Annotated in this window: 18 protein-coding genes; 14 read left to right on the top strand and 4 right to left on the bottom strand. The window is 73.5% G+C overall.

All coding sequences use genetic code 11. From position 1 onward, the window contains the following. Nucleotides 1–8: 8 nt before the first annotated feature. Nucleotides 9–1,190, bottom strand: coding sequence for a winged helix-turn-helix domain-containing protein (locus ACWDRR_RS36365; RefSeq protein WP_449776546.1), 1,182 nt, complete (start codon nt 1,188–1,190; stop codon nt 9–11). A 154-nt stretch (nt 1,191–1,344) separates the two neighbouring features. Beyond that, complete coding sequence (locus tag ACWDRR_RS36360) at nt 1,345–1,911, bottom strand: GNAT family N-acetyltransferase (RefSeq protein ID WP_449776545.1); 567 nt, start codon at nt 1,909–1,911, stop codon at nt 1,345–1,347. A gap of 250 nt (nt 1,912–2,161) precedes the next feature. Here ACWDRR_RS36360 and secA point away from each other — a divergent pair, with 250 nt between their 5' ends. Beyond that, complete coding sequence (secA, locus tag ACWDRR_RS36355; protein ID WP_449776544.1) at nt 2,162–4,924, top strand: preprotein translocase subunit SecA; 2,763 nt, start codon at nt 2,162–2,164, stop codon at nt 4,922–4,924. A 266-nt stretch (nt 4,925–5,190) separates the two neighbouring features. Here secA and ACWDRR_RS36350 read toward each other — a convergent pair whose 3' ends face one another. Then, nucleotides 5,191–5,715, bottom strand: coding sequence for an Rv3235 family protein (locus ACWDRR_RS36350; RefSeq protein WP_449776543.1), 525 nt, complete (start codon nt 5,713–5,715; stop codon nt 5,191–5,193). A 337-nt stretch (nt 5,716–6,052) separates the two neighbouring features. On the opposite strand from ACWDRR_RS36350, the gene ACWDRR_RS36345 reads away from it, so the two are divergent. The 13 genes from ACWDRR_RS36345 (at nt 6,053) to ACWDRR_RS36285 (ending at nt 23,668) form a co-directional block, all read left to right on the top strand. Further along, the gene (locus ACWDRR_RS36345) at nt 6,053–7,123 is read left to right on the top strand and encodes a patatin-like phospholipase family protein (protein WP_449776542.1); all 1,071 of its coding nucleotides are present in this window, start codon (nt 6,053–6,055) and stop codon (nt 7,121–7,123) included. A gap of 236 nt (nt 7,124–7,359) precedes the next feature. Next, complete coding sequence (locus tag ACWDRR_RS36340; protein ID WP_449776541.1) at nt 7,360–7,869, top strand: DUF6912 family protein; 510 nt, start codon at nt 7,360–7,362, stop codon at nt 7,867–7,869. A 121-nt stretch (nt 7,870–7,990) separates the two neighbouring features. Next, a complete protein-coding gene (locus tag ACWDRR_RS36335) occupies nt 7,991–8,647 on the top strand; it encodes an HAD family hydrolase (RefSeq protein WP_449776540.1) in 657 nt (218 codons plus the stop codon). A gap of 166 nt (nt 8,648–8,813) precedes the next feature. Beyond that, nucleotides 8,814–10,439, top strand: a complete 1,626-nt coding sequence (gene pruA / locus ACWDRR_RS36330; RefSeq protein WP_449776557.1) for an L-glutamate gamma-semialdehyde dehydrogenase — start codon at nt 8,814–8,816, stop codon at nt 10,437–10,439. Nucleotides 10,440–10,722: 283 nt separating this feature from the next. Then, on the top strand, nt 10,723–15,672 hold the full coding sequence (locus ACWDRR_RS36325; RefSeq protein ID WP_449776539.1) for an NAD-glutamate dehydrogenase: 4,950 nt from the start codon (nt 10,723–10,725) through the stop codon (nt 15,670–15,672). Nucleotides 15,673–16,122: 450 nt separating this feature from the next. Next, entirely contained in the window at nt 16,123–17,493 is a 1,371-nt protein-coding gene (locus tag ACWDRR_RS36320; RefSeq protein WP_449776538.1) for an ATP-binding protein, read from the top strand. Beyond that, the gene (locus ACWDRR_RS36315) at nt 17,490–17,891 is read left to right on the top strand and encodes a roadblock/LC7 domain-containing protein (protein ID WP_360641370.1); all 402 of its coding nucleotides are present in this window, start codon (nt 17,490–17,492) and stop codon (nt 17,889–17,891) included. Before ACWDRR_RS36320 ends, ACWDRR_RS36315 begins: the two co-directional genes overlap by 4 nt. Continuing rightward, complete coding sequence (locus ACWDRR_RS36310) at nt 17,888–18,262, top strand: DUF742 domain-containing protein (protein WP_449776537.1); 375 nt, start codon at nt 17,888–17,890, stop codon at nt 18,260–18,262. Before ACWDRR_RS36315 ends, ACWDRR_RS36310 begins: the two co-directional genes overlap by 4 nt. Further along, nucleotides 18,237–18,827: a GTP-binding protein gene (locus ACWDRR_RS36305; protein ID WP_449776536.1), complete on the top strand. Its 591-nt coding sequence runs from the start codon at nt 18,237–18,239 to the stop codon at nt 18,825–18,827. Before ACWDRR_RS36310 ends, ACWDRR_RS36305 begins: the two co-directional genes overlap by 26 nt. A gap of 63 nt (nt 18,828–18,890) precedes the next feature. Beyond that, a complete protein-coding gene (locus tag ACWDRR_RS36300) occupies nt 18,891–20,285 on the top strand; it encodes a cytochrome P450 (RefSeq protein ID WP_449776535.1) in 1,395 nt (464 codons plus the stop codon). A gap of 298 nt (nt 20,286–20,583) precedes the next feature. After that, nucleotides 20,584–21,717 (top strand): cytochrome P450, encoded by a 1,134-nt coding sequence (locus ACWDRR_RS36295; protein ID WP_449776556.1) that lies wholly within the window; start codon nt 20,584–20,586, stop codon nt 21,715–21,717. Then, nucleotides 21,714–22,646, top strand: coding sequence for an enoyl-CoA hydratase/isomerase family protein (locus ACWDRR_RS36290; protein ID WP_449776534.1), 933 nt, complete (start codon nt 21,714–21,716; stop codon nt 22,644–22,646). Before ACWDRR_RS36295 ends, ACWDRR_RS36290 begins: the two co-directional genes overlap by 4 nt. A 233-nt stretch (nt 22,647–22,879) precedes the next feature. Continuing rightward, nucleotides 22,880–23,668, top strand: a complete 789-nt coding sequence (locus tag ACWDRR_RS36285) for a hypothetical protein (protein ID WP_449776533.1) — start codon at nt 22,880–22,882, stop codon at nt 23,666–23,668. Between the two features lie 81 nt (nt 23,669–23,749). On the opposite strand, the gene ACWDRR_RS36280 is transcribed toward ACWDRR_RS36285, so the two are convergent. After that, the gene (locus ACWDRR_RS36280) at nt 23,750–26,635 is read right to left on the bottom strand and encodes an FtsK/SpoIIIE domain-containing protein (RefSeq protein WP_449776532.1); all 2,886 of its coding nucleotides are present in this window, start codon (nt 26,633–26,635) and stop codon (nt 23,750–23,752) included. Between the last annotated feature and the right edge of the window lie 101 nt (nt 26,636–26,736).

Genomic DNA, 26,736 nt, shown 5'->3' with positions numbered 1-26,736 from the left:
CCGCAGGCTCAGCCGGCCAGCAGTCGCTCCAGTGCCGGGCGCAGCGCCTCGTCGTGCAGGGCCTCCACCCGGACGCCGTCGCAGCCCACCCACGCGGCCGCCTCGCGCAGGGCGGTGGCCAGCGCCTCGACGTGCCGCGCGGAGTCCAGCGAGACCTGACGGGCCACCAGCGTCCTCCCCTCACGGGCCGGATCGACCCGGCCGACCAGCCGCCCGCCGGCCAGCAGCGGCATCGCGAAGTAGCCGTGCACCCGCTTGTGCTTCGGGGTGTACGCCTCCAGCCGGTGCGTCATGCCGAAGATCCGCTCGGTGCGCGCGCGGTCCCAGATCAGCGAGTCGAACGGGGAGAGCAGTGCGGTGCGGTGCCGGCCGCGCGGCGCGCCGGCGAGCGCGGCCGGATCGGCCCAGGCCGCGGCGGGGGCGCCGTCCTGGCCCCAGCCCGCGACCTCCACCGGGACCAGGCCGGAGTCGGCGAGCACCGAGTCCAACTGCTCGGCCTTCAGCCGGTGGTAGTCCAGCAGGTCGGCCCGGGTGGCCACGCCGAGCGCGGCGCCGGCCTGCGCGACCAGGGTGCGCAGGCAGACCTCGTCGCTCGGCTCCGCCTCGAACAGCTCGGCGGGGACGGCCTGTTCGGCCAGCGCGTAGACCCGCTTCCAGCTCCGGCGCTCGGTGCAGACCACATCGCCGAAGGCCAGGGCGCGCTCCACCGCGATCTTGGTGTCGGACCAGTCCCACCAGTCGGCCGTCTTCTTGGCACCGCCCAGCCCGGTCGAGGTGAGCGGCCCCTCGTCGCGCAGCTTGGCCAGCACCGACCGGTAGGTGGCCGCGTCCACCTGCATGCCCCAGACGTGGGCGCGCTCGCGGTAGCGGCGGCGGCGGAACGCGAAGAGCGGCCACTCCTCGATCGGCAGGATGCAGGCCGCGTGCGACCAGTACTCGAAGCTCGCTCCCGCGCCCCAGTAGGCCGCCTCGACGGCGGGCCGGCCGACGGCGCCGAGCCGCGCGTACGGGACCAGCTCGTGCGAGCGGGCCAGTACCGAGATGGTGTCGAGCTGAACGGCGCCGAGGTGGCGCAGCACCCCGCGCACGCCGCCCCGGCGGTCCGGTGCGCCGAGCAGGCCCTGTGCGCGCAGGGCGATGCGGCGGGCCTCGTCGGCGCCGAGGGTCGTGGCGGGAGTCGTGACGGTCATGTCGGCGAGCGTAGACCGCGGCACCGACAACGCCCCCTGCCCGGGGCGGAGGCTCCGGGCCGGGGGCGGGGACCTGCGGCGGGGACGTTCGCGCGGCCGTGGCTGTGGCTGTGGCTGTGACGACGACCGTGGCCGTGGCCGGGCGGCGGGGCGGTCAGTCCGCGAGGTCGGTGGCGAGCAGCCCGGCGACCCAGGAGTCGCGGAACTCGCCGCGCTGCTCGGCGTACGAGCGCAGGGTGCCCTCGAAGCGGAAACCGACCTTCTCGGCGACCGCGCGGGAGCCCTCGTTGCCCACGTACGCGACCCACTCCAGCCGGCGCAGGCCCAGCTCGGTGAGCCCGTGGCGGGCGACCGCGCGGGCGGCCTCGACGGTGAACCCGCGGCCGCGGTGCTCCCGGGTGGCCCACCAGCCGATCTCGGCGCAACCCGGCCGGCCGGGGGTGCGGATGAGCCCCTGGGTGCCGACCAGGGCCCCGCTCCCGCGCTCGACCACGCACCAGATGAGGGCGTCGCCGGTGCGCCGGCCGTTGACGGCGAGGTCGTTGACGAAGTACTCCGCGTCCTTGCGCAGGTACGGGCTGGGGACGACCGTCCAGCGCTGGATCTCCTCGTCCTGGCAGGCCTCGAAGATCGCGTCCAGGTCGGACTCCTGCGGTGGCCGCAGGAGCAGGCGCTCGGTGACGAGGGTGCCGGGGGCGGGGGGCTCGGGATGCTCTGCCATGAGCGGATTATTCCGTGCAGAAAGGAAATCGGGCATCCGAATAACCCGCAGGGCTGCCCAACTGGCCGGGGGGCTGACCGTTTTGCCCCGGTGAACGGTGCTATCGGGCATGTGCCCGCAGGGGTGACACGGGAATAGCGTGCTGACGCACCTCCCGGGGCGTTGGACTCCTCGCATACGATGGCCCGTGCGGTGGGGTAAACCCGTCGTGCAGTCGTCCAGTGCCAATACAGGCAAGGAGCCCGCCCAAGTGTCCGTCTTCGACAAGATCCTGCGCGCCGGCGAAGGCAAGATCCTTCGCAAGCTGCAGCGGATTGCTGCCCAGGTCAACTCCATCGAAGAGGACTTCGTCAACCTCACCGACGCCGAGCTGCGCGCGCTGACCGACGAGTACAAGCAGCGGATCGCCGACGGTGAGTCCCTCGACGACATCCTCCCGGAGGCGTTCGCGACCGTTCGCGAGGCCGCCCGGCGGGTGCTCGGCCAGCGGCACTACGACGTCCAGATCATGGGCGGCGCCGCGCTGCACCTCGGCTACGTCGCCGAGATGCGCACCGGTGAGGGCAAGACCCTGGTCGGCACCCTGCCCACGTACCTCAACGCGTTGACCGGCAAGGGCGTGCACCTGATCACCGTCAACGACTACCTCGCCGAGCGCGACTCGGAGTGGATGGGCCGGGTGCACCGCTTCCTCGGCCTCGAAGTCGGCGTGATCCTGGGCAACATGACGCCCGCCGAGCGCAAGCGCCAGTACGCGATGGACATCACGTACGGCACCAACAACGAGTTCGGCTTCGACTACCTGCGCGACAACATGGCCTGGTCGAAGGACGAACTCGTCCAGCGCGGACACAACTTCGCGGTGGTCGACGAGGTCGACTCGATCCTCATCGACGAGGCCCGTACCCCCCTGATCATCTCCGGCCCGGCGGACCAGGCGACCAAGTGGTACGCCGACTTCGCCAAGCTGGTGCAGCGCCTGAAGATCGAGCGCGACTACGAGGTCGACGAGAAGAAGCGCACCGTCGGCGTGCTGGAGGAGGGTGTCACCCGGGTCGAGGACTACCTCGGCATCGACAACCTCTACGAGTCGGTGAACACCCCGCTGGTCGGCTTCCTGAACAACGCCATCAAGGCCAAGGAGCTGTACAAGCGGGACAAGGACTACGTCGTGATGAACGGCGAGGTCATGATCGTCGACGAGCACACCGGCCGCATCCTGGCCGGCCGCCGCTACAACGAGGGCATGCACCAGGCGATCGAGGCCAAGGAGGGGGTGGAGGTCCAGAACGAGAACCAGACGCTGGCCACCATCACCCTGCAGAACTTCTTCCGCCTGTACGACAAGCTGTCCGGCATGACCGGTACCGGCACCACCGAGGCGGCCGAGTTCCACCAGATCTACAAGCTCGGCGTGGTGCCGATCCCGACCAACAGGTCGCCGCTGCGCATCGACCAGCCCGACCTGATCTACAAGTCGGAGCCGGCCAAGTTCGCCGCCGTGGTCGAGGACATCGCCGAGAAGCACGAGAAGGGCCAGCCGGTGCTGGTCGGCACCGTGTCGGTGGAGAAGTCCGAGTACCTGTCGCAGGAGCTGCGCAAGCGCGGCATCCCGCACGAGGTGCTGAACGCCAAGCACCACGAGCGCGAGGCGCAGATCGTCGCGCAGGCGGGCCGCAAGGGCGCCGTGACCGTCGCCACCAACATGGCCGGCCGTGGTACCGACATCATGCTCGGCGGCAACTCCGACCACCTCGCGGCGGCCGAGCTGGCCCAGCGCGGCATCACCCCGGTGGACACCCCGGAGGAGTACGAGGAGGCGTTCCCGGCCGCGCTGGAGAAGGCCAAGGCGTCCGTGAAGGCGGAGCAGGACGAGGTCAAGGAGGCCGGTGGCCTCTACGTCCTCGGCACCGAGCGGCACGAGTCCCGCCGGATCGACAACCAGCTGCGCGGCCGTTCCGGCCGTCAGGGCGACCCGGGCGAGTCCCGCTTCTACCTGTCGCTCGGCGACGACCTGATGCGCCTGTTCAAGGCCGGCATGGTCGAGCGCGTGCTCTCGATGGCCAACGTGCCCGAGGACGTGCCGATCGAGTCCAAGATGGTCACCCGCGCCATCGCCTCGGCGCAGACCCAGGTCGAGCAGCAGAACTTCGAGATCCGCAAGAACGTCCTCAAGTACGACGAGGTGCTGAACCGCCAGCGCGAGGTCATCTACGGCGAGCGCCGTCGCGTGCTGGAGGGCGAGGACCTGCAGGAGCAGGTCGGCCACTTCATGGACGACACCGTCGAGGCGTACGTCAAGGCCGCCACCGGCGAGGGCTTCGAGGACGACTGGGACCTCGACAAGCTCTGGACCGCGCTGAAGCAGCTCTACCCCGTCACCCTGGACCTGGAGGAGCTGGAGGAGGAGGCCGGCGGCACCGCCGGGCTCACCCCGGAGCTGCTCACCAAGGTCATCCAGGAGGACATCCAGGGGCAGTACGGCGCCCGTGAGGACCAGCTCGGCGCGGAGATCATGCGCGAGCTGGAGCGCCGGGTCGTCCTCTCGGTGCTGGACCGCCGCTGGCGCGAGCACCTCTACGAGATGGACTACCTCCAGGAGGGCATCGGCCTGCGGGCCATGGCGCAGCGCGACCCGCTGGTCGAGTACCAGCGCGAGGGCTTCGACATGTTCACCGCGATGATGGAGGGCATCAAGGAGGAGTCCGTCGGCTACCTGTTCAACCTGGAGGTCCAGGTCGAGCAGCAGGTCGAGGAGGTGCCGGTCGAGGACGCCGAGGTGCTGCTCGACAAGCTGGAGAAGGACGCCGCCCGTCCGGAGATCAAGGCCAAGGGCCTGGAGGCTCCCAAGCCGCAGCGGCTGCACTACACGGCCCCCTCGGACGAGGTCGGTGGCGGAGTCGTCGAGGGCGACTTCGAGGACCTCGCGCCGGAGGACGAGGGCGACGGGCTGACCCGCGCCGAGCGCCGCAAGGCCGCGAAGTCGGCCAAGGGCCGCCGTCGCAAGAGCTGAGGCGGGGCCGGCCCGCCCGGTCCGCCGCCACGCAGGGCGCCGCTCCCGTACGGGGGTGGCGCCCTGCGCCGTTGGGGGCACCGCCGCCCGGGTGGCTCCGGAGGCCCCTGCGGCCCCTGTGACGCCCCGGCGGGTGCCGGTGGGGGCACCTGGAGCGGGGCCGCCGGCGGAGCCCGTCACGGCGCCCGTCCGGAGCCTCCCGGCACCCGCCGCGGTGGCCGGCGGCGCGTCGGGCGGGCGCGGCGCGAGGAGCGCGCCGGGCCGGTTCACCGGGCCTCCACGGCGGTGCACTGCCACTGCCCGGCCTGCCCGCGCAGCTCCAGCCGGAACGCCACCATGTGGTGCCGGCTGCCGAGGTCGACCCGGACGCAGGCCTCGATCACGTCGGGCGAGGGCGATCTGTCGTGCACCGGCCCGAGCCGGGGCCGGTCGGCGGCGCCGCCGCGCCGCAGGATGCCGATCCGGACGAGGGAGGCGAGCTGGCCGTAGCCGTCCAGGCTGGTGTGGCGCATCAGCTGGCCGGACGGCCGGGCGCCGGTCAGCACCTCGACCAGCTGGTGGGCGAAGCGCGTGCTCAGCCCGGCGTGGAGACCCGGACCGGCGGGGGCGGCACAGGCCGTCCGGGGGTGGCGCGGCCGCCGGCCGCCGGGCGGGTGGTGGCCGGCGCGGGCGGTGGCGTGCGGACGGCGGGGGTGGGCCGACGCCACGGTGGGCCGGCCCGGGTGGCCGCCGGGCGACACGGCGGGCTGCGGGGCGGGCGGCGGGGCGGCGGGGGTCGGGCAGGCGGTCACGGGGCCCTCCCGGGGCGGCTGGTACGGGTGCGGACGGTCCTTGGTAGCCCGGCGCCGAGCGGGGCGGCAAGCGGGATCGGCCGGTCCGGGCGGCCTGCCCGAGGTCTCACCTATCCGGGTGAACCGCCCAGTGCGGCAAGGGCCGGTCGGCGGGCCCGGAGGGCGCCCGGTTGACGTGCGGGGACCGGTGGGAAGGCCCGAAAGGGGACGGTCCCGGTCACCGCTGCGGGCGGGCGCGACGTTGCGAGGCCGGGCTCCCGGCGCGCACGATCGGATCCGGACCGGGAACCGCGGAGGACGGACGACGACAGCGCCCCGACGAGGACAGGCGGCCGGCATGACGACACGGGTAGCGCAGACGGGGGCGTCGGCGGCGTCGGCGGAGTCGCCCGCCGACGCCCGGCCCCGGCGCGGCCTGGTGCTGGGCGGCGGCGGCATGCTCGGCGCGGCGTGGACGGTCGGCGCGCTCTGCGCCGTCGAGGAGGCGGCCGGCTGGCGGCCGGGCGGCGCCGAGGTGCTGCTGGGGACGTCGGCGGGCGCGATCCTGGCCGCGATGCTGGCCGGCGGGGCCCGCACCGACCAGCTCCGCGACCACCAGCGCGGTCTGCCGATCACGGCCGGCCCGCTGGCCGGGGTGGCCTTCGACTACGAGACGGCGGTCGGCGGGGCGCTGCCCCCGCGCCCGCGGGCCGGCATCGGCTCGCCGGGCCTGCTGCGGGACGCCGTCCGCCACCCGCGCGAGTACCCGCTGCTGACCATGGTGTCGGCGATGGCGCCGCACGGCCGCGGTTCGCTGGAGCCGGTCGGCGAGCTGGTGCGCGGTCTGCTGGGCCCGGGCGGCTGGCCGGACGGTTCGGCCCTGCGGGTGGCCGCGGTGGACTACCGCGGCGGCCACCGGGTGGTCTTCGGCGATCCGGGCGCGCCGCCCGCCGCCGTCGCCGAGGCGGTGATGGCCTCCTGCGCGATCCCCGGCTGGTTCGCCCCGGTCCGGGTGAACGGCTCGGCGTACGTGGACGGCGGCTGCTGGTCGGCCACCAACGCCGACCTGATGCTCGGCCGCGGCCTGGACGAGGTCTACGTGCTCGCGCCGATGGCCCTGCGGTTGCACCCGCGCGGGCGCGCCGAGCCCGGCCGCGGCACCGTGGCGGCGCTGCGCGAGTGGCGCGACCGGGACCGTCCGCGCGGGGTGCTCGCCCAGTTGGTCGGCCGCTACCGCCGCGCGGTGACCCGGCAGCTGATGCGCGAGACCCGGCTGCTGCGGGCGAGCGGCGTCCGGGTGCACCTGCTCGCGCCGACCCTGGCGGACCTCGCGGTGATGGGCCCGAACATGATGGACCCGGCCCGCCGCGGTGCCGTGCTGGAGAGCGCGCTGCGGACCAGCCGGGCCGCCCTGGACGGCGTGCGGTGACCCGGCCGGCGCGCGGGCCGGTCCGCGGGCCGGCCGGGTCGGGCCGGTTCCCCGCCGTCCGCGGCGCGACGCGGTCCGAGCCGCGGCGCCGTCGAGCCGCGACGCGGTCCGGGCACGCGGCGCAGGGGGCGCAGGCGGCGCGGGCGGCGGTGAGCGCGTGATCACGGATGCCGCCCCGGCGCTTATTCTTGGGGCGCTGGAAGCTGTGCCGCTGGACGAACCGGAGAGTGCCACCGATGCGCGTGTACGTGCCCACCACCCTGACCGGCCTGGCGGCGGCGCACCCGGGCGGCGCCCTGGAGCAGTCCGCGGCGTACGCCGTGACCCCCGCGCTGCGCGAGTGGTACGTCAGTGACGACCTCGAGGAGCTGGAGTACGCGGCGCTGAACCGGGCCGCGCAGTCCTCGCTGCGGCTGCTGGCCGCCGACCCGGACGCGCCGCGCCGCCGGGTGGTGGTGGCGCTGGACGTCGCCGACTCGGCGGTGCAGCCGTTCCCCGGCGACGAGTACCAGGACCAGGCCTCGCTGGGCCGGGTGGTGCTGGCCGGGCCGGTGCGGCTGGCGAAGGCGGCCGCGGTGCACGCGGACGTGGCCGACCAGGACGTGGTCGCGGACGTCGAGGCGGCGGTCGCGGCGGTGGTGGCGGCCGACGAGGGCGACCAGGACGCCCAGTTCACCGTGGACGGCGCCGAGGACCACGACCTGCTCTGGTTCGCCACCCAGGAGATCCCCGTCCTGCTGGCCTGACCGGTCCGGCGCCGGACCGGTGCGGCCGGCGCCGCCCGACCGGGGCCGGAGCGGGCCGCCGGGCCCCCGGCGTGGCCTCTGTCCTACCGGGTTGTCGGTGACCGGGGTTACCGTTCCCTGCGTGCGCACTCATATCGTCTGGGACTGGAACGGCACGCTCTTCCACGACATGGAGGCGGTGCTCGGCGCGAGCAACGCCGCGTTCGCGACCGTCGGCATCGAGCCGATGACCATGCAGGAGTACCGCGAGCAGTACGAGATCCCGATTCCCCGCTTCTACCAGCGGCTGCTCGGCCGGATGCCCTCCGAGGCCGAGTGGCTGCTGCTCGACGACGCCTTCCACGACCGCTACCTGGAGCTGAGCACGGCGTGCGGGCTGACCGAGGGCGTGCTGGAGCTGCTGAGCGGCTGGCGGGAGGCCGGGCACAGCCAGTCGCTGCTGTCGATGTACGAGCACCGGAAGCTGCTCCCGGTGGTCGACGGGTTCGGGCTGACCGGCCACTTCCTCCGGGTGGACGGCCGCAGCGGCCCGTCCGGCGGCCAGAAGGCGGAGCACCTGACCAGGCACCTGGCCGCGCTCGGCGAGCACGTCGACCCGGCCCGCACGGTGCTGATCGGCGACGCCGCGGACGACGCGCTGGCGGCGCTGAGCGCGGGCGCGCACGCGGTGCTGTACACCGGCGGCTCGCACACCCGGGAGAAGCTGGAGCCGGTCGGCGTCCCGGTGGTGGACAGCCTGGCCGAGGCCGTCGAGCTGGCCGGGCGAATAGCGGGCTGAGCCGGGGCCGGGGTACCGCCCGGCACCGGGGCGGCCGCTGGGCCGGGCCGTGCGGGCGTGGCGCGAACCACGTCCACCGGTGGCGTGTCTGAGCGGGCGAACCGGCCCGCCGCTCGTCAGTCTGGATTGACGCCAGGCCACCACGACGAGCGGAGCCGCCATGCCCATCGACGCAGTCACCCAGGTCCCGACCCCGGGCAACGAGCCGGTGCACGGCTACGCGCCCGGCAGCCCGGAGCGGGCCCGGCTGGTGCGCCGGCTGGACGAGATGGCCGCCGAGCAGATCCCGCTGCCGATGACCATCGCCGGCGAGCAGCGGTTCGGCGGCGGCGAGCGGATCGACGTCGTCCAGCCGCACCACCACGCGGCCAAGCTCGGTGTGCTCGGCAACGCCACCCGGGAGGACGCCCGGGCCGCGGTGGACGCGGCGCTGGCGGCCGGGCGCGAATGGCGCGGGCTGTCCTTCGACGACCGGGCGGCGGTCTTCCTGCGCGCCGCCGACCTGCTGGCCGGGCCCTGGCGGGAGACGCTCAACGCGGCCACCATGCTGGGCCAGTCCAAGACGGCCCAGCAGGCCGAGATCGACTCCGCCTGCGAGCTGATCGACTTCTGGCGGTTCAACGTGCGGTTCGCCCGCGAGATCCTGGCCGACCAGCCGATCTCCTCGCCCGGGGTGTGGAACCGCACCGACCACCGCCCGCTGGAGGGGTTCGTCTACGCGGTCACCCCGTTCAACTTCACCGCCATCGCCGGCAACCTGCCGACCGCCCCCGCCCTGATGGGCAACACCGTGGTCTGGAAGCCGGCGCCGACCCAGACCCTCGCCGCGCACTACCTGATGCGCCTGCTGGAGGCCGCCGGCCTGCCGCCCGGGGTGATCAACATGATGACCGGCGACGGCCGGCAGCTCTCCGAGGTGGCGCTCACCGACCCCGCCCTCGCCGGGCTGCACTTCACGGGCTCCACGGCCACCTTCCAGTCGCTCTGGCAGACCGTCGGCGCCCACATCGGCGGCTACCGGACGTACCCGCGGATCGTCGGCGAGACCGGCGGCAAGGACTTCCTGCTGGCTCACCGCTCGGCCGACCCGGAGATCCTGCGGACCGCGCTGATCCGCGGCGCCTTCGAGTACCAGGGCCAGAAGTGCTCGGCGCTCTCCCGGGCCTACCTGCCGCGCAGCCTCTGGCAGGCGATCAAGGACGACTTCCTGGCCGAGGTGGACGCGCTGGCCGTCGGCGACGTCACCGACCTCTCCAACTTCATGGGTGCGCTGATCGACCGGCGGGCCTTCGCCAAGAACCGCGACGCGATCGAGCGGGCCAAGAGCGACCCGACCGTGGAGCTGGCGGCCGGCGGCCAGTACGACGACGCGATCGGCTGGTTCGTCCGCCCGACCGTGCTGGTCTCCTCCGACCACCGCAACGAGATCTTCCGCACCGAGTACTTCGGCCCGATCCTGGCCGTCCACGTCTACGAGGACTCCCGCTGGGAGGACGTGCTCGGCCGGGTCGACTCGGGCGCGCCGTACGGCCTGACCGGTGCGGTGATCGCCCAGGACCGCTACGCGATCGCGCGCGCGGTGGAGGAGCTGCGCTTCGCGGCGGGCAATTTCTACATCAACGACAAGCCGACCGGCGCGGTGGTGGGCCAGCAGCCGTTCGGCGGCGGCCGGGCCTCGGGCACCAACGACAAGGCCGGTGCCGCGCAGAACCTGCTGCGCTGGACCTCGGCCCGGTCGATCAAGGAGACCTTCGTCCCGCCGACCACGTATGTTCACCCGCATATGGGCTGATGGCGAACACGGAGGGTCGGATTGGACATGGTGTCCAGGACGGAGGGATCTTCCTACAGGATTGCGCCTCCCTGTCCCCTGACACCTTCGAATCCTCCCGTTAGGCTGGCTGGCGTCGTCGGGTGGCTGCAGGCCGAACGTCTCGTCCTACCCGCTGCGGAGGTATTTCATGCGCGCCATGGAGACCTTTCAGCCGGTTGGTGCGGCAGGATTGCGGTGGACCCGGCGGTGAGACCACACACCACCGAGTCACGCAACGGCGCGCGACAGGAGCCAAGAAGTCATGCAGACCAAGCTGGACGCAGCCAAGGCCGAACTGCTCACGAAGGCAGCAGCAGCCGCTGAGAACAGCCAGGTGGGGGGAGCGGCGCCGGGGGAGGGTCTGAGCAACGGCGCTCTGACCGCGTACCTGCACCACTACTACCTCCACACCGCGCCCGAGGACCTGGTCGACCGCGACCCGGTCGACGTGTACGGCGCGGCCGCCTCCCACTACCGCCTCGGCCTCAAGCGCCCGCAGGGCACCGCCGAGGTCCGCGTGCACACCCCGTCGGTGGAGGAGAACGGCTGGTCCTGCGGCCACACCGTGGTCGAGGTCGTCACGGACGACATGCCGTTCCTGGTCGACTCGGTCACCAACGAGCTGTCCCGCCAGGACCGCGCGATCCACATCGTGATCCACCCCCAGCTGGTCGTCCGCCGTGACATCACCGGCAAGCTGCTGGAGATCCTGGACATCGACGCCTGCGCCCGCAGCCAGGCCGCCGGCGCCGAGTGGCCCGCCGACGCCGTCGTCGAGTCGTGGATGCACATCGAGGTCGACCGCGAGACCGACCGCGAGGACCTCCGCGCGATCGAGACCGATCTGCGCCGCGTCCTGGGCGACGTCCGCGAGGTCGTCGAGGACTGGACGAAGATGCGCGAGTCCGCGCTGCGTCTGGCCGACGAGCTGGCCGAGGAGCCCCCGGCCCACCTGCCCGAGCAGGAGGTCGGCGAGGCCTGGGAGCTGATGCGCTGGCTCGCCGACGACAAGTTCACCTTCCTCGGTTACCGCGAGTACGACCTGGTGGAGCACGAGGGCGAGGAGGTCCTCAGGGCCGTCGCGGGCACCGGCCTCGGCATCCTGCGCTCCGACCCGCTCAGCCACGACGACGACCACCACCCGGTGAGCGAGGCCTTCGGCCGGCTCTCCGCGCCGGTGCGCGCCAAGGCCCACGAGAAGAAGCTGCTCGTCCTCACCAAGGCGAACAGCCGCTCGACCGTGCACCGCCCGGCCTACCTCGACTACGTCGGCGTGAAGAAGTTCGACGCCAACGGCGAGGTCATCGGCGAGCGTCGCTTCCTCGGCCTGTTCTCGGCCGCCGCCTACACCGAGTCGGTCAGCCGCATCCCGGTGGTCCGCCGCAAGGTCCAGGACGTCATCCTGAGCTCCGGCTTCTCCACCGAGAGCCACGACGGCCGCGACCTGCTGCAGATCCTGGAGACCTTCCCCCGGGACGAGATCTTCCAGACCCCGGCCGAGGAACTGCTGCAGATCGCCACCAGCGTGCTCTACCTCCAGGAGCGCCGCCGGCTGCGGCTGTTCCTGCGCCAGGACGAGTACGGGCGCTACTTCTCCGCGCTGGTCTACCTGCCGCGCGACCGCTACACCACCCGCATCCGGCTGCGCCTGATGGACATCCTGATGCAGGAGCTCAACGGCGCCTCGATCGACTACACGGTCTGGTCGACGGAGTCCGTGCTGACCCGTCTGCACTTCGTCGTCCGGGTCACCCCCGGCAGCGAGCTGCCGCACCTCACCGACGCCGAGATCGAGCGGATCGAGGGCAAGCTCGCCGAGGCCGCCCGGTTCTGGATGGACGGCTTCAACGACCAGCTGCACCTGGAGCTGGGCGAGGAGCGGGCCGCCGAGCTGTCCCGCAAGTACGGCAACGCCTTCCCCGACGGCTACCGCGCCGACTTCACCGCGCGCACCGCCGTCGCCGACCTCAAGCAGATCGAGTCGCTGCACGGCGACGGCGACTTCCGCCTGAACCTGTACCAGCCGGTCGGCGCGGGCGACGACGAGCGCCGCTTCAAGATCTACCGGGTCGGCGGCCCGATCTCGCTCACCGAGGTCCTGCCGGTCCTGCAGCGGCTGGGCGTCGAGGTGCTCGACGAGCACCCGTACGCGCTGACCCGCTCGGACCACACCACCGCCTGGGTCTACGACTTCGGCCTGCGGCTGCGCGAGGCCGTCGAGCTGACCGACGAGGCGCGCGACCGCTTCCAGGAGACCTTCGCCGCCACCTGGACGGGCAAGGCCGAGAACGACGGCTTCAACGAGCTGGTGCTGACCGCCGGGCTGACCTGGCGCCAGGCGATGATGCTGCGCGCGTACGCCAAGTACCTGCGCCAGGCGGGCTCCACGTTCTCCCAGGACTACATGGAGGACGCGCTCCGCAACAACACCCACACCACCCGGCTGCTGGTCAACCTCTTCGAGGCCCGGCTGAGCCCCAGCCACCAGCTGGGCGCGGTCGAGCTGACCGAGGGCATCGTCGAGGAGCTGTCCGGCGCGCTGGACGAGGTCGTCTCGCTGGACGAGGACCGCATCCTGCGCTCCTTCCTGCACCTCATCAAGGCCACCCTGCGCACCAACTTCTTCCAGCACACCGGCGAAGCGGGCGCGTGGCACTCCTACGTGTCGATGAAGTTCGACCCGAAGGCCATCCCGGATCTGCCGGCCCCGCGCCCCGCGTTCGAGATCTGGGTGTACTCGCCGCAGGTCGAGGGCGTGCACCTGCGCTTCGGCAAGGTCGCCCGCGGTGGTCTGCGCTGGTCCGACCGGCGTGAGGACTTCCGCACCGAGATCCTCGGCCTGGTCAAGGCGCAGATGGTGAAGAACACCGTCATCGTGCCGGTCGGCGCCAAGGGCGGCTTCGTCGCCAAGCAGCTGCCGGACCCGTCGGTGGACCGGGACGCCTGGCTGGCCGAAGGCATCTCGTCCTACAAGACGTTCATCTCGGCGCTGCTGGACATCACCGACAACCTCAAGGGCGGCGAGGTCGTCCACCCGGCCGACGTGGTCCGCCACGACGAGGACGACACCTACCTGGTCGTCGCCGCGGACAAGGGCACCGCGACCTTCTCCGACATCGCCAACGGCGTCGCCGAGTCCTACGGCTTCTGGCTGGGCGACGCGTTCGCCTCCGGCGGCTCGGCCGGCTACGACCACAAGGGCATGGGCATCACCGCCCGCGGTGCCTGGGAGTCGGTCAAGCGCAACTTCCGCGAGCTCGGCCACGACACCCAGTCCGAGGACTTCACCGTCGTCGGCATCGGCGACATGTCCGGTGACGTCTTCGGCAACGGCATGCTGCTCAGCGAGCACATCCGCCTGGTCGCCGCCTTCGACCACCGGCACATCTTCCTCGACCCCAACCCGGACGCGGCCACCTCGTACGCCGAGCGCCGCCGCCTCTTCGAGCTGCCGCGCAGCTCCTGGGACGACTACGAGAAGTCGCTGATCTCGGCGGGCGGCGGCGTCTTCCCGCGCAGTGCCAAGTCGATCCAGCTGACCTCGCAGGTGCGGGCCGCGCTCGGCATCGAGGAGAGCCGGCTCACCCCGGCCGAGCTGATGAAGCGGATCCTCCAGGCGCCGGTCGACCTGTTCTGGAACGGCGGCATCGGCACCTACGTCAAGGCCTCGACCGAGACCAACGCCGAGGTCGGCGACAAGGCCAACGACGCCATCCGGGTCAACGGCGAGCAGCTCCGGGTCCGGGTCGTCGGCGAGGGCGGCAACCTCGGCTGCACCCAGCTCGGCCGCATCGAGTACGCGGCGTCCGGCGGCCCCCAGGGCGCCGGCGGCTGGATCAACACCGACGCCATCGACAACTCGGCCGGCGTGGACACCTCGGACCACGAGGTCAACATCAAGATCCTGCTCAACCAGGTGGTCGCCGACGGCGACATGACGGTCAAGCAGCGCAACCAGCTGCTCGCCGAGATGACCGACGAGGTCGGCCACCTGGTGCTGCGCAACAACTACGCGCAGAACGTGGTGCTGGCCAACGCCGTCGCCCAGGCGACCAGCATGGTCAACGTCCACTCCCGCATGATCAACCGCCTGGAGCGCGACGGCCGGCTCGACCGGGGGCTGGAGTTCCTGCCCACCGAGCGGCAGATCCGCGACCGCCAGCAGAACGGCCGCGGCCTGTCGCAGCCCGAGCTGTCGGTGCTGCTCGCCTACACCAAGATCACCCTGGCCGACGAGCTGCTCGCCACCGAGCTGCCCGACGACCCGTTCTTCCGCACCGCGCTGCATGAGTACTTCCCGAGCGCGCTGCGGGCGCGGTTCGCCGAGGCGATCGACAACCACGCGCTGCGCCGCGAGATCATCACCACGCTGATCGTCAACGACACGATCAACCGCGGTGGCTGCACCTTCGCCTTCCGGCTGAAGGAGGAGACCGGCGCCACGTACGAGGAGATCGCCCGGACGCACACCGCCGCGCGGGCCGTCTTCGGCCTGGAGCAGATCTGGTCCGAGATCGAGGCCCTGGACAACGAGGTCCCGGCCGGGGCCCAGACCAGGATGCGGCTGCACTCGCGCCGGCTCGTCGAGCGCGCCACCCGGTGGATGCTCAACAACCGCCGCCAGCCGCTCGACATCGCGGGCACCATCGAGTTCTTCCACGACCGGGTCAACCAGGTCTGGGGCTCGCTGCCCAAGCCGCTGCGCGGCGAGGACCTGGCCTGGTTCGAGTCGGTCTACAACGAGCTGGCCGCGGCCGGTGTGCCGGAGGACCTGGCGGGCCGGATCGCCGGTCTGTCCTCGACCTTCCCGACCCTGGACATCACCGAGGTCGCGGACCGGTCCGGCAAGGACGTCGCCGAGGTCGCCGAGCTCTACTACGACCTCGCCGACCGCCTCCAGATCACCCACCTGCTCGACCGCATCATCGAGCTGCCGCGGATCGACCGCTGGTCGTCGATGGCCCGCGCCGCCATCCGCGAGGACCTCTTCGCGGCCCACGCGGCGCTGACCGCCGACATCCTGGCCTGCGGCCCCGAGGGCGCGACCCCCGAGGAGCGGTACACCGCCTGGGCGGAGCTCAACTCCACCCTGCTGAACCGCGCCAAGAGCACGCTCGACGACATAAGGGGTTCGGACAACTACGAGCTGTCCAGCCTGTCGGTCGCGATGCGCGTCATCCGCACCCTGCTCCGCACGGGGTCGATGCGCTGACGGTCGCAAGCCCGGAAGCCCAGCGGCGGCGGGGCCGCGTCTTCGGACGCGGCCCCGCCGCCGTTCCGCGTGGTCGGGGCGGTCGAAACCCCCTCGCACGGCAGCCCGGCCCCGGAGTGTAGTGGTGCGGCCACTCTGTGTGCGAAGCCGTTTGTGGCGCCGATGTGAGGCGCGGGTGAACGCCGGGTCACAAACTCCGGTACGCCACCGGTGCGTTGTCGCCCAGTGGCGGAGTTTCTCCCCAACTGCCCTGATTGGCAGCTGTTCTGACATGCCAAGAGTTGCAGTAAGCTAACTCCGCGATAGGCGTTGCCGCAGGTCTCGTGCCGGAAGAGCTCCACCGACGTGCTGGAACAACAGGTGTCTTTCGGCCGGGCGCAGGCCGCCAGTCCCATTCGCGCAGGGCGGTCCGGACCAGTTCCTGACGCGATGCCACCTGAAGAGAGTTTCATGACGTCATTTGTGCAGGAACCCTTTTTCTGGGTCTCCATCGTGGTGATGCTCGTCGTAGTCGCAGTCGCCCTCCAGGCCCGCAGGACGAACCTCTCCCTGCGCAGGCGAAACGTTTCCCTGGAGGAGGCGACCGCCCTGGCGCAGCGGCAGCGCGACGATCTCGGCGTGCTGAACGCGCGACTGCAGAGCCAGCACGCGGCCGTGCTCGCGGAGGTCCGCAGGGACGCCGAGGAGGACACCAAGGCGGTCCTCAAGGCGGCGATGCGGACCCTCCAGGGCCTGGCCGACGAGCAGCAGGTCGTCATCGACAAGGTGCAGCGCAAGTACGGCGACAGCCCGCAGATCCTCGCCGACCTGATGCTGATCGACCACTCGAACAGCCAGTTCGGCCGGCGCGCCCAGGGCATCGCGGTGCTCTGCGGCGGCTGGCTGGGCCGCCGGGAGAGCGTCGCCTCGATCTACGACGTGGCCCGCAGTGCCCAGGGCCGGATCCGGCACTTCGACCGGGTGCAGATCCACTCCCGGGTCAGCGTCTCGCTCGCCAGCAAGGTCGTCGAGCCGGTCGCCGTCGTACTGGCCGAGCTGCTCGCCAACGCCACCAACTACTCCGCCCCGGACACCCCGGTGGAGATCAGCGTCCAGGCCGTCCCGACCGGGGTCTGTCTGATCATCGACGACGCCGGTCTCGGGATGGGCCAGGAGGAGAAGGACCGCGCCGCCGCGTTCCTGAACCCCGGTGCGCCGATCAGCCTCACCGGTCTGGGCAACCCCCCGAAGTTCGGCTTCGCCGTCTCCGGCATGCTGGCCGCCCGCTACGGCTTCCGGGTCTCCGTCGACTCGGTCTCCCCGTACGGCGGTGTGCGGGCCGTGGTGCTGCTGCCGGCCGAACTGCTCAGCAGCGAGGTCGCGCCCCCGGCGGTCGTCGAGCACAACGAGTACCACAACGGCGCGTACCAGGGTGAGTACAACGGCGCCCAGCACGGCGAGTACCAGGGCGCCTACCAGGGCGAGTACCAGGGCGCCCAGCACGGCGAGTACCAGGGGGAGCCGGTGGAACAGCCCGTACCGGTCCGTGCGCAGGCCCTCGGACAGCGGCTCGCGTCGCTGCCCGAGCCGGCCCCGGCCGCCCTCGCCCCGGTCGCCCCGGCCGCCGCGCAGGCGGAACCGGAGATGACGGCGGACGGACGGCTGCCCCGGCGCCGGCGCCAGCGCACTGTCTCGGTGGTCCCGCAACCGCAGGACTCCGGCCGCGTCGACGAGCCGGTGCGGAGCACCGGCCAGGAGACGGCGTCCCGCCTCGGCGCGTTCCAGCGCGGGACGCTGTCCGGGCGCAACACCATGACCACGGAAGGAACCGAGATCCAGTGAGCCCTGATCTGTCCTGGGTGCTCAACGATGTGCTTCAGGTGCGCGGTGCCCGGCATGCCATCCTCGTCTCCGCCGACGGCCTCCTGCTGGAGCGGTCGAGCGAGATCGGCCGTGACGAGGCGGAGACCAACGCCGCCGCGATGAGCTCGATGCAGTCGCTGAGCCGGGCGGTCGCCCCGTTCGTCGGGGGCAGCGGCGGCACGTGGCGCCAGACGCTCCTGGAGTACGACCACGGCTGGATCTTCCTGATCGCGGCCGGCAGCGGAGCCTACCTCGCGGCCTCCACCGCCTCCGACGTCGACATGGAGGCCATGTCCTTCCGGATGCAGCAGCAGGTGGGCGCGCTCGGACGGGCGATGACAGCGGCGCCGCGCCAGAGCACACACAGCGGCTCATGACGGTCCCTGGCGAGGAGCAGCGGGTTGCCAGCGGCTTCATCCGCTCCTATGTCATCACCGGCGGACGCGAGCTGCCGAGTGCGGACGACCTGTCCCTGATCACCCTGGTCACCGTCGCTCCCGAGCAGGGGCTCCCGGCCCGTCCGAGCCCGGAGACCGTGGCGATCTGGGACCTGTGTTCCGGCGGCTACCTCTCGGTGGCCGAGGTCGCGGCCCACCTGGCGCTGCCGGTCGGGGTGGTGAGGCTGCTGCTGACGGACCTGATCCGCGAGGGACGGCTGCTGCGCCGGGCGGCCCCGCCACCGGCCCAGGCCCCGGATCCGAGACTTCTAGAGAAGGTACTGCATGGACTTCAACGCCGGTTCGCCTGAGGACATCTACGTCCCGGGCGGGGTGACGACCGCCGTCAAGATCCTGGTCGTGGGGCACTTCGCGGTCGGCAAGACCACGCTCATCGGCGCCCTCTCGGAGATCGCCCCGCTGAGCACCGAGGAGAAGATGACGCAGGCCTCCACCGGCGTCGACGACCTCCGGGGCGTACCGGACAAGAAGACCACGACCGTCGCGCTGGACTTCGGCCGGCTGACCCTGGGCGACGACCTGGTGCTGTACCTGTTCGGCACGCCGGGCCAGCAGCGGTTCATGCAGCTCTGGGAGGACATGGCGCGGGGGGCGCTGGGAGCGCTGCTGCTGACCGACCCGACCCGCCTCTCGGACACCTTCCCCGTCATCGACCTGATCGAGCAGTACGGCCTGGAGTACGCCGTGGCGGTCAACAGCTTCGACCGGCAGAGCGACTACACCGAGGACGAACTGCGCGAGGCCCTCGACCTGCTCCCGCACACGCCGGTGGTGTTCTGCGACGCGCGCGACCAGCGGTCGTCCGCCGACGCCCTGCTCACCCTCGTCCGGCACCTGCTCGAACGAGCCTCCTGACCCTCCCCCCGTCACCGCCTCCCGCGGCCGCACCCGCCCGGGGCCACTTCCGAGGAACGACCCATGGAATCTCCGCAGCGACCCGCCCCGCAGTCGCCTCCCCCGGGCTGCCCGATGCACGGCGGGCCGACTCCGCTGTACGGGGAGATGTTCTCGTCCGACCCCGAGGCGGTCTACGACGCGCTGCGTGCGCACGGCCCCGTCGCCCCCGTGGAGCTGTCCCCGGGGGTGGACGCCACGCTGGTCACCTCGCACGAGGTCGCCCTGCGGGTGCTGCAGAACCCGGGGCTGTTCGCCCGGGACTCCCGGCGGTGGTCGGCGCTGAAGGAGGGGCGGGTGCCGATGGACAGCCCCGTCCTGCCGATGATGTTCTACCGCCCCAACTGCCTCTTCACGGACGGCACCGAGCACCTGCGGCTGCGCAAGGCCGTCACCGAGAGCCTGGAGCGGCTCAACGACAACCGGCTCAACCGGCACGTCGAGCGGATCGCCGGCTACCTGATCGACCAGTTCAGCCCGCTGGGCCGGGCCGACCTGATCAACGACTACGCCAAGCTGCTGCCGCTGCTGCTGTTCAACCAGCTCTTCGGCTGCCCGGCCGACATCGGCGACCGGCTGACCCGCAGCATGTCCGCGCTCTTCGACGGCCTGGACGTGCTCCAGGCCAACGAGGAGCTGAACGCCTGCCTGATGGACCTGGTGGCGCTGAAGCGTCGTCAGCCGGGCGACGACATCACCTCGTGGCTCGTCCAGCACCCGGCCGGGCTGCGCGACGAGGAGCTCAAGGACCAGCTGGTCATGCTGATGGGCGCCGGCGTCGAGCCCGAGCGCAACCTGATAGGCAACGCGCTGCTCCTGCTGCTGTCCGGTGACGGCGGTTCGGGGATGCGCATCGAGGACGCCCTCGACGACGTGCTGTGGAACAACCCGCCGATCGCCAACTACGCGACGCACTTCCCGATGCAGGACGTCGAGGTGGGCGGGGTCCGGATGCCCGCGGACAGCCCGGTGGTGATCAGCTTCGCCGCCGCCAACACCGACCCCGCGCTGACCGACGCCCGGCTGACCCTCAGCAAGGGCGCCCATCTGGCCTGGGGTGCCGGCCCGCACGCGTGCCCGGCGAAGTCCCCGGCCCAGCTGATCGCCCTGACCGCGATCGAGTGCCTGCTCAACGCGCTCCCGGACGTCACGCTCACGGTGCCCGCGCAGAGCGTGGAGTGGCGGCCGGGGCCGTTCCAGCGCGGACTGGTCTCGCTGCCGGTGCGGTTCAGCCCGGCACCCGTCCGCCCCCCGGCGCCGGGCGCGGGCGCCGGACCGAGCGGCCCGCCCGTCGCGGCCGCCGCCCCCGGCACGCCGCACCCGCCGGCCGCCGGACCCGTCGCGGCGCCTGCCGCGGGCCGGGCCCCGGGCAAGCAGAAGGGTTGGTGGAGCTCCTTCCTGGACGTCTTCCGGCTCTGACCGGGAGGCTCCGGAACCCGGCCGACCGCCTTGCGGTGAACGGAGTCCGGCGACCGCGGGCATGTGACGGGGGCAACTCGAATTGACGCTTGAGCGTGCTCCCGGTGGGTAGGTCGCCGCCGTACTGCCCGCCAGCGCCGAGGAGCCCCGCGTGACCGCCGTGATGGAAACCCGCCCCGGGACCCCGGAGTGCCGTGCTGGAACCGTCGACCGCCGCGCCGCCGTGCCGCTCCTGCGGCGGCTGCGGTCGGCCGAGGGGCTGGCTCGTCCGTTCCCGATCTACGACGAGCTGCGGGCCATGGGCGATCTCGTTCCGGCGCCGTGGGGCGGGTACCTGGTCACGGGGTACGACGCGTGCAGCCAGGTCCTGCGGGGCAGGACCTGGCTCGTCCCCGACTTCGCCTGGCAGGACCGGCAGACCGACACCGAGCGCTGGCACGCCGTCGCCACCCAGGAGATGAGCCGCACGCTCTCCCGGCTCAACGCCCCCGAGCACACCCGGCAGCGGCACAGTCTCGGCAACCTCTTCGACCGGCAGACCCTGCAGGCCATGGCGCCGCGGATCGAGGCCGACGTCGAGGCGCTGCTGGACCGCCTGGCCGAGCGAATACGCGCGGACGGCCAGGCGGACTTCGCCGCCGTGGTCGGCGAGCGGCTGCCGATCAACACCGTGGGGCGCTGGCTGGACATCTCGCCGGCCGACTACGCGCACATCCTGGACATCACCCACAACCAGGTGCACGCTCAGGAACTCCTGCCCACCAAGAGCCAGTTGGCGATCTCCGAGGCGGCGACCCTCCAACTGCGCCGGTACTTCACCGGGCTCGTCCAGGAGCGCCGCGCCAACCCGGGCGACGACGTGGTGTCCGGCTGGATCCGGACCTGGGACGCGCTGGAGTCCGACCGCGCGACCACCGACCGGATCGTCTACGAGCTCACCATGTTCGTCACCATCGCCTCCCTGGAGACCACGGCGACGCTGCTCTCCTCGCTGCTGTGGTCGCTGCTGCGCTCCCCGGGGCAGTGGGACTGGCTGCGGGCCCGGCCGGAGCACATCGACGACGCGATCGAGGAGGCGCTGCGCCACGATCCGCCGATCCGCCTCAACAGCCGCGTCGCGGGCGAGGACACCGTGCTGGCCGGGGTGCTCGTCCCCAAGGACACCATGGTCCACGTGATGTACGGGGCGGCCAACCACGATCCGCGCCGCAACCCGGACCCGCACACCTTCGACATCCTCCGCAAGGGCTCCCACATCGCCTTCGGCGGCGGCGCCCACTACTGCCTCGGCGCGGGCCTGGCCCGGCTGGAGGCGCGGGCCCTGCTCGGCCAACTGCTGCGGCGCTTCCCGACGCTGCGGGCGGCGAGCCCGCCCGAGTACGCACCCCGGATGGTCTTCCACCGGGTGACGTCCTTGAGAGTGACGGCATGAACGTTTCCTCCGAGGTGGTCCCGCACCCCCCGTACGCGCAGCACCCCCCGTACCCCTCGCAGCCTCCGGCGCCGCCCGAGTCCGGCGGGGCGGCCGAGCCCGCCCACGACCGGGCCCACGGGGCCAGGTACCAGGAGCCCGCCGCCGCCCACGGTCCGACGGCGCCCCGCAGCGTCCGCGCCGAGCGCCGGGGGCCGGTGCTGTACGTCGAGTTGGACAGCCCCGGGACCGGGAACGCCGTCACCGCGGCCATGCTGGAGGAACTCTTCGCCGTCCTCTCCGCACCGGACCCGGCCGTGCGCGTCGTCGTGCTCTCCGCCGCCGGTCCGGACTTCTGCCTCGGCGGCGACCGTGACGAGTTCGCCGACTCGCTCGGCACGGACCCGACCGGCGGCGGCATCCGCAGCTCCGGCACCCTGGCCCGCCGGGTCTGCGAGACCCTCACCAACAGCCCCGCCGTCACCATCGCCAGGGTCCAGGGCCGGGCGATAGGCGCCGGCTTCGCCCTGGCCCTCGCCTGTGACCTGCGGGTCGGTGCCGACACCGCCGCCTTCCGGCTGCCCGAACTCGCCCTCGGCCTGCCCGTCGCCTGGGGCGGCCTGCTGCCCCGCCTCCTCAACGAGGTCGGCGCGGCCCGTGCCCGCGAGATCATCCTCACCGGCCGCCCGGTCGGCGCGGCGGAGGCGTACCAGCTCTCGATCCTGCAGCGGGTCGTCCCCGAACAGGACCTGGACCGGGCCGTGGCCGAGTGGGTCAAGCCGGTCGCGCGCCGCCCCGAGGCCGGCCTGCGGGTCACCAAGACCCTGCTCAACTCCCATGCGGCGGCGACCCGGCTGGGCGACACCGCCCTCCTGGACGCCGAGCTGATGGCCTCCGTCCTCGCCGCGGCCCACTACAGCCGCGGGCCCGCCGCCCCGCCGTCCGCCTGATCGGCCGCCCCACCCCGGGCGCCCGTGCCGCCCCGCGTCGTACCGGGGCGCCGGCGAGGCCGGGCCGGCGACGGTGGGCCCGTGTCCTCGGACGCGGGCCCACCGCGCTCCCGGCCGGCCCCACCGCCCCCCGACCCCGCTCCCGGAACCCGATGCCGAGCACCGCTCGCGCTTCGGTACGGTGTCCTGCGACGAGGGGGAAGATCATCATGACTGGGACGCGCATCAGGCGCATGGCGGGAACCGCCCTGACCGTGGCGCTGGTCGTCACGGGGGCGGCGGCCTGCGACTCCGCCGGGACGACCGCGGCCGCCCCGGCCGCGACGACCGCGGGCCCGGCCCCGGAGCCGTTCGGCGCCGGCGGCTACCGGGGGCTGAAGCCCGGGATGGCGAAGGACGCGGCGCTGGCCCTCGGCGTCCTGGAGACGGCCCCGGTGTCGCTGCTCAACGGCTGCACCGACTACGCCTACAAGGGCGGTCCGGCCCCGGACGCGGCCAGGATGGCGGCCGAGGCGGCCGTCCAGGCCAAGGTCGACGAACTGGACGCCAAGGCGCAGGCCGGGCGGAGCAGGCCCGGCGCGGTGCCGACCCTGCCGCCCCACCCCTCGCTGACCGACCTCAAGCTGCACTCGGAGCTCCTGCTGGCCGAGGCCGAGCGGATGAAGGCCCATCAGGGGACGTACGACCAGCTGGCCAAGGCCACGGACGAGCTGAAGGCCGCGCGGGCGACCCGCGACGCCGCGTTCCTCGCCACCGGCCGGGTCGGGTTCGGCCCGGACGGTCTGCGCGAGCTGGTGGCCCCGGCGGGCACCCGGACCGCGGAGGGCATCGGGGTCGGCTCGACGGTCGAGGAGCTCAAGCGGGCCTACGGCGACAAGGGGCTGGAGCGGGCGAAGAACGGCACGTACGAGATGCCGGTCGAGGGGAGCCGGGCCGGGCAGGGCTGGAAGTACGAGTTCACCCTGGACGGCGACAAGGTCAGCGGCCTGGCCCTGGCGAACCGCGGCATGTACTGCTCCTGAGCACCCCGCCGCCCGCGGCGACGGCGGCGCGGCCGGGGCGGCCGGGGCGGCCCCTCGACCGGCCCGGCCGCCCCCGCCGCGTCAGTGCGTGGCCGCCCGCTGGAGCGCGCTCGCCAGCAGGGCGAGGTCGGTCGGGCCGTTGCCGAGCTCGCGCACCGGCCGGCGGGCCGGTGGGGCGCCGAGCTGGAGCGGGTCTATGGCGACCACCGTCGGCCGCAGGGTCGCCGTCCGGGGGATGCGGCCGCTGATCCGGGCGCTCTGGAACGCGGTGACGCCGCCGTCGGGCAGCCGCAGGTAGCCGCGGCCGGGGGTGTCCTCGCCCAGCGCGGCGGCGTCGCCGAGGTGGATGAGCAGGTCCGAGTCGGCCGGGTCGTCGGTGCGCAGGGCGATCCGCAGCAGTGCGGCCTCGTCGACCTCGGTGCCCGCGCTCTCCTCGGGGCGGCCGGTGGTGACGGCGAGGTGCACGCCGAGCGGCCCGCCGCGGCGGGCGACGGCCGCGAGGGCGCGGGCCAGCGGCCGACCGGCCGGGGAGGTCGGGGCGAGCAGGGCGTCGTAGTCGTCCACCACGACGACCAGCCGGGCGGGTACCGCTGGGGAGGGGGCGGGCCGGGGGGAGTCGCCGCTGCGGGGGTGGATGATCTTGGCCGTGGCCACCGGCGTCGTGGTGCCGGCGGCCCCGACCGCGGCGGGCACCGGGACGGCCGGCCGGTCCGCGGCCGAGGCCCGCTCGCCCTCCTGGCCGCGCTCGCCGTCCAGACCGCGCTCGGCATCCAGGCCCCGCTCGCCGTCCAGGATGCGGGCCGCGTGCCAGGAGGCGAAGTCCAGGCCGTCGAAGAGCCGCTCGCGCAGGGCGAGCTCGTCCTCCAGCGCCTCCGCGGCGAGCAGCGCGGCGCGCGGGTCGGTGGCGGCGTTCACCAGGCCGGTGACGTGCGGCAGCTCGGTGCAGCCGTCCAGGCCGTCCTCCGTCGCGCGGCCCTCGACGAGGGTGACGGCCAGCCGCTCGGGCCGCTCCGACACGGCCAGCGAGGCGACCAGGGTGCGCAGCAGCTCGGTCTTGCCGGAGCCGCGTGCCCCGCCGATGAGCAGGTGCGGGCCGCCCGGGTCGGGGGAGGGCAGGGTGAGCTCGGGGTCGGCGAGGTCGAGGGTGCAGAGCTCGTCGCGGGTGGTGCCGAGCAGGGCGGTGGCGGCGCCGATGCCACCGGCGTGCGCCGCCCAGCGGGCGGAGAGCTTGGCGGGGGTGACGGTGTCGAGCTGCAGCAGGTCGAGCAGGCGCAGCGCGTCGGGCAGCGGGCCGCGGGCGGCCGGGACGGCCTCGCGCAGCGGCGCGAGGACGCGGGCCAGCCGCTCGGCCCAGGCGTCCGAGACGGCGTCCAGCGAGACCTCGTGCAGGGTCTCGCGGCCCCGGGCGACCGGCCGGTCGAGCGAGAGCTGGGTGCCGACCTCGCCGGTGATCAGGGCGGTGGCGCCGAGGCCGCGCGGCAGCAGCTCGGGCTGCTCGGCGAGGCAGATCGGGAAGATGCCGACGGCCGGGCCCTGGCGCAGCAGCAGGTCGAGCGCCTGCCGGGCGCTCTCGCCGGCCGGGCGGCCGTCGACCACGACCACCGTGGCGGGGTGGCCGCCGAGGCCGGTCGGGCCGCTGAGCCGGGCGGTGAGCTCGGTGAGCCGGGCGGTGGCCTGGTCGTCGTCGAGGCCGATCAGCAGCCGGCAGTCCTGGCCGTCGGCCGGGCGCAGGTGCGGCAGCCAGAGGGCCCAGGCCCAGGTGTCGGCGCGGTCCTGCGCGGGCCGCGCCGGGTCGGCGTCGACCACCACCAGGCTGAGGCCGGTGGGCGGGTGCAGGGCGGCGAGCTGGGCGACGACCGCGCGGGTGAGGGCGTCGAGCCGCTCGCGCGGGCCGCTGAGGCCGAGGCTGCCGGCGGTCTGCAGGTCGAGGGTGACGGGGACGGCGGGCAGCAGGGTGCCGGGGGAGGTGCCGGGGCCGCCGGGCCGGTCGGCGGTGCCGAGGCGCAGGGTGAGCGCGTCGGGGTGGCCGGGGGCGCGCTCCCAGAGCCGGGGGCCCGGGCCGAGGGCGTTGAGCAGCAGGGTGGCGAGGTCGGGCCAGCGCTCGCGCTGGGCGGCGGCCTGCCGGGTGCGGACGGCGGCGTGGTGGCGCTCGGCGCTCTCCTGGCCGGGCGGCTCGGCGGTGGCGCGGCCGAGCCGGAGCGAGAGCAGGCCCCGGGCGCGGCCGGCGGCGGGCTCGGGTACGGCGGGCGGTTCGGTCACCGGCGGCGCGGGCCGGGCGGGGGCGGGCGCGGCGAGCTGGAGGTGGCCGTGGCCGTCGGGCAGCGCCGCGCGGGCGGGCACCCCCGAGCCGCCCCCGGGATCCGGTGGGGTGACCCGCAGGGTGGACTCGCCGATCCGCAGCAGGCCGCCCTCCAGCGGGACGGCCTCCTCGGGCGGTCCGGGCGGGACGATCCGGCCGTCCAGGGTGGTGCCGTTGGTGGAGCCGAGGTCGCGGACGGTGACCCGGCCGTCCTCGCCGAGGTGCAGCGCGAGGTGGAGGCGGGAGACGTCCGGGTCGTCGAGCGGGACGTCGGCCTCGCCGGAGCGGCCGACCCGGATCTCCCGGCCGTGCAGGCGGTGCACGCCGCCGGCGTCGGGGCCGCCGACCACCCGCAGCTCGGCGGTGGCCGGGCCGTCGTCGGGGTCGTCGGCGGTCGGGTCGGGCTCGTTGAGGCTGAGGACGGCGCCGTCGAGCAGCGGGGGGTGGCCGAGCAGGGTGTGTTCGTCCACCCGATGCGCCCCGGCGTACAGGTGTACATGGGTGGCGGCCCGTGGGCCGCGCACGCCCACGGCGCCCGCGAGGGCGCCCGCGAGGGAGCCGAGCGCGGTGCCGACGGGTGCGGTGACCAGCACGTCCACATAGGGGATGGCGGAGCCGGCGGCTGCCGGGCCGCTGCGCGGTCGGAGGACGGTCAGCCGGATCTGCATCTCGCCCGCGGTCCCTTCTGCTGGTGCTGACGCCTGGTGCTGACGCTTGCCGCCCCGGGCCGCCGGCGGTCGACGCCCGTGCGGGCGGCTGCGGCGACACT

The organism is Kitasatospora sp. NPDC003701 (genome assembly GCF_053587085.1).
This window is presented reverse-complemented; position numbering and strand designations above follow the sequence as displayed.

Bases quoted from the DNA above. Each gene is read 5' to 3' on its own strand.
- ACWDRR_RS36365 (WP_449776546.1), bottom strand. From the start codon at position 1,190: ATGACCGTCACGACTCCCGCCACGACCCTCGGCGCCGACGAGGCCCGC.
- ACWDRR_RS36360 (WP_449776545.1), bottom strand. From the start codon at position 1,911: ATGGCAGAGCATCCCGAGCCCCCCGCCCCCGGCACCCTCGTCACCGAG.
- ACWDRR_RS36345 (WP_449776542.1), top strand. From the start codon at position 6,053: ATGACGACACGGGTAGCGCAGACGGGGGCGTCGGCGGCGTCGGCGGAG.
- ACWDRR_RS36340 (WP_449776541.1), top strand. From the start codon at position 7,360: ATGCGCGTGTACGTGCCCACCACCCTGACCGGCCTGGCGGCGGCGCAC.
- ACWDRR_RS36325 (WP_449776539.1), top strand. From the start codon at position 10,723: ATGCAGACCAAGCTGGACGCAGCCAAGGCCGAACTGCTCACGAAGGCA.
- ACWDRR_RS36320 (WP_449776538.1), top strand. From the start codon at position 16,123: ATGACGTCATTTGTGCAGGAACCCTTTTTCTGGGTCTCCATCGTGGTG.
- ACWDRR_RS36310 (WP_449776537.1), top strand. From the start codon at position 17,888: ATGACGGTCCCTGGCGAGGAGCAGCGGGTTGCCAGCGGCTTCATCCGC.
- ACWDRR_RS36305 (WP_449776536.1), top strand. From the start codon at position 18,237: ATGGACTTCAACGCCGGTTCGCCTGAGGACATCTACGTCCCGGGCGGG.
- ACWDRR_RS36300 (WP_449776535.1), top strand. From the start codon at position 18,891: ATGGAATCTCCGCAGCGACCCGCCCCGCAGTCGCCTCCCCCGGGCTGC.
- ACWDRR_RS36295 (WP_449776556.1), top strand. From the start codon at position 20,584: ATGGGCGATCTCGTTCCGGCGCCGTGGGGCGGGTACCTGGTCACGGGG.
- ACWDRR_RS36290 (WP_449776534.1), top strand. From the start codon at position 21,714: ATGAACGTTTCCTCCGAGGTGGTCCCGCACCCCCCGTACGCGCAGCAC.
- ACWDRR_RS36285 (WP_449776533.1), top strand. From the start codon at position 22,880: ATGGCGGGAACCGCCCTGACCGTGGCGCTGGTCGTCACGGGGGCGGCG.
- ACWDRR_RS36280 (WP_449776532.1), bottom strand. From the start codon at position 26,635: ATGCAGATCCGGCTGACCGTCCTCCGACCGCGCAGCGGCCCGGCAGCC.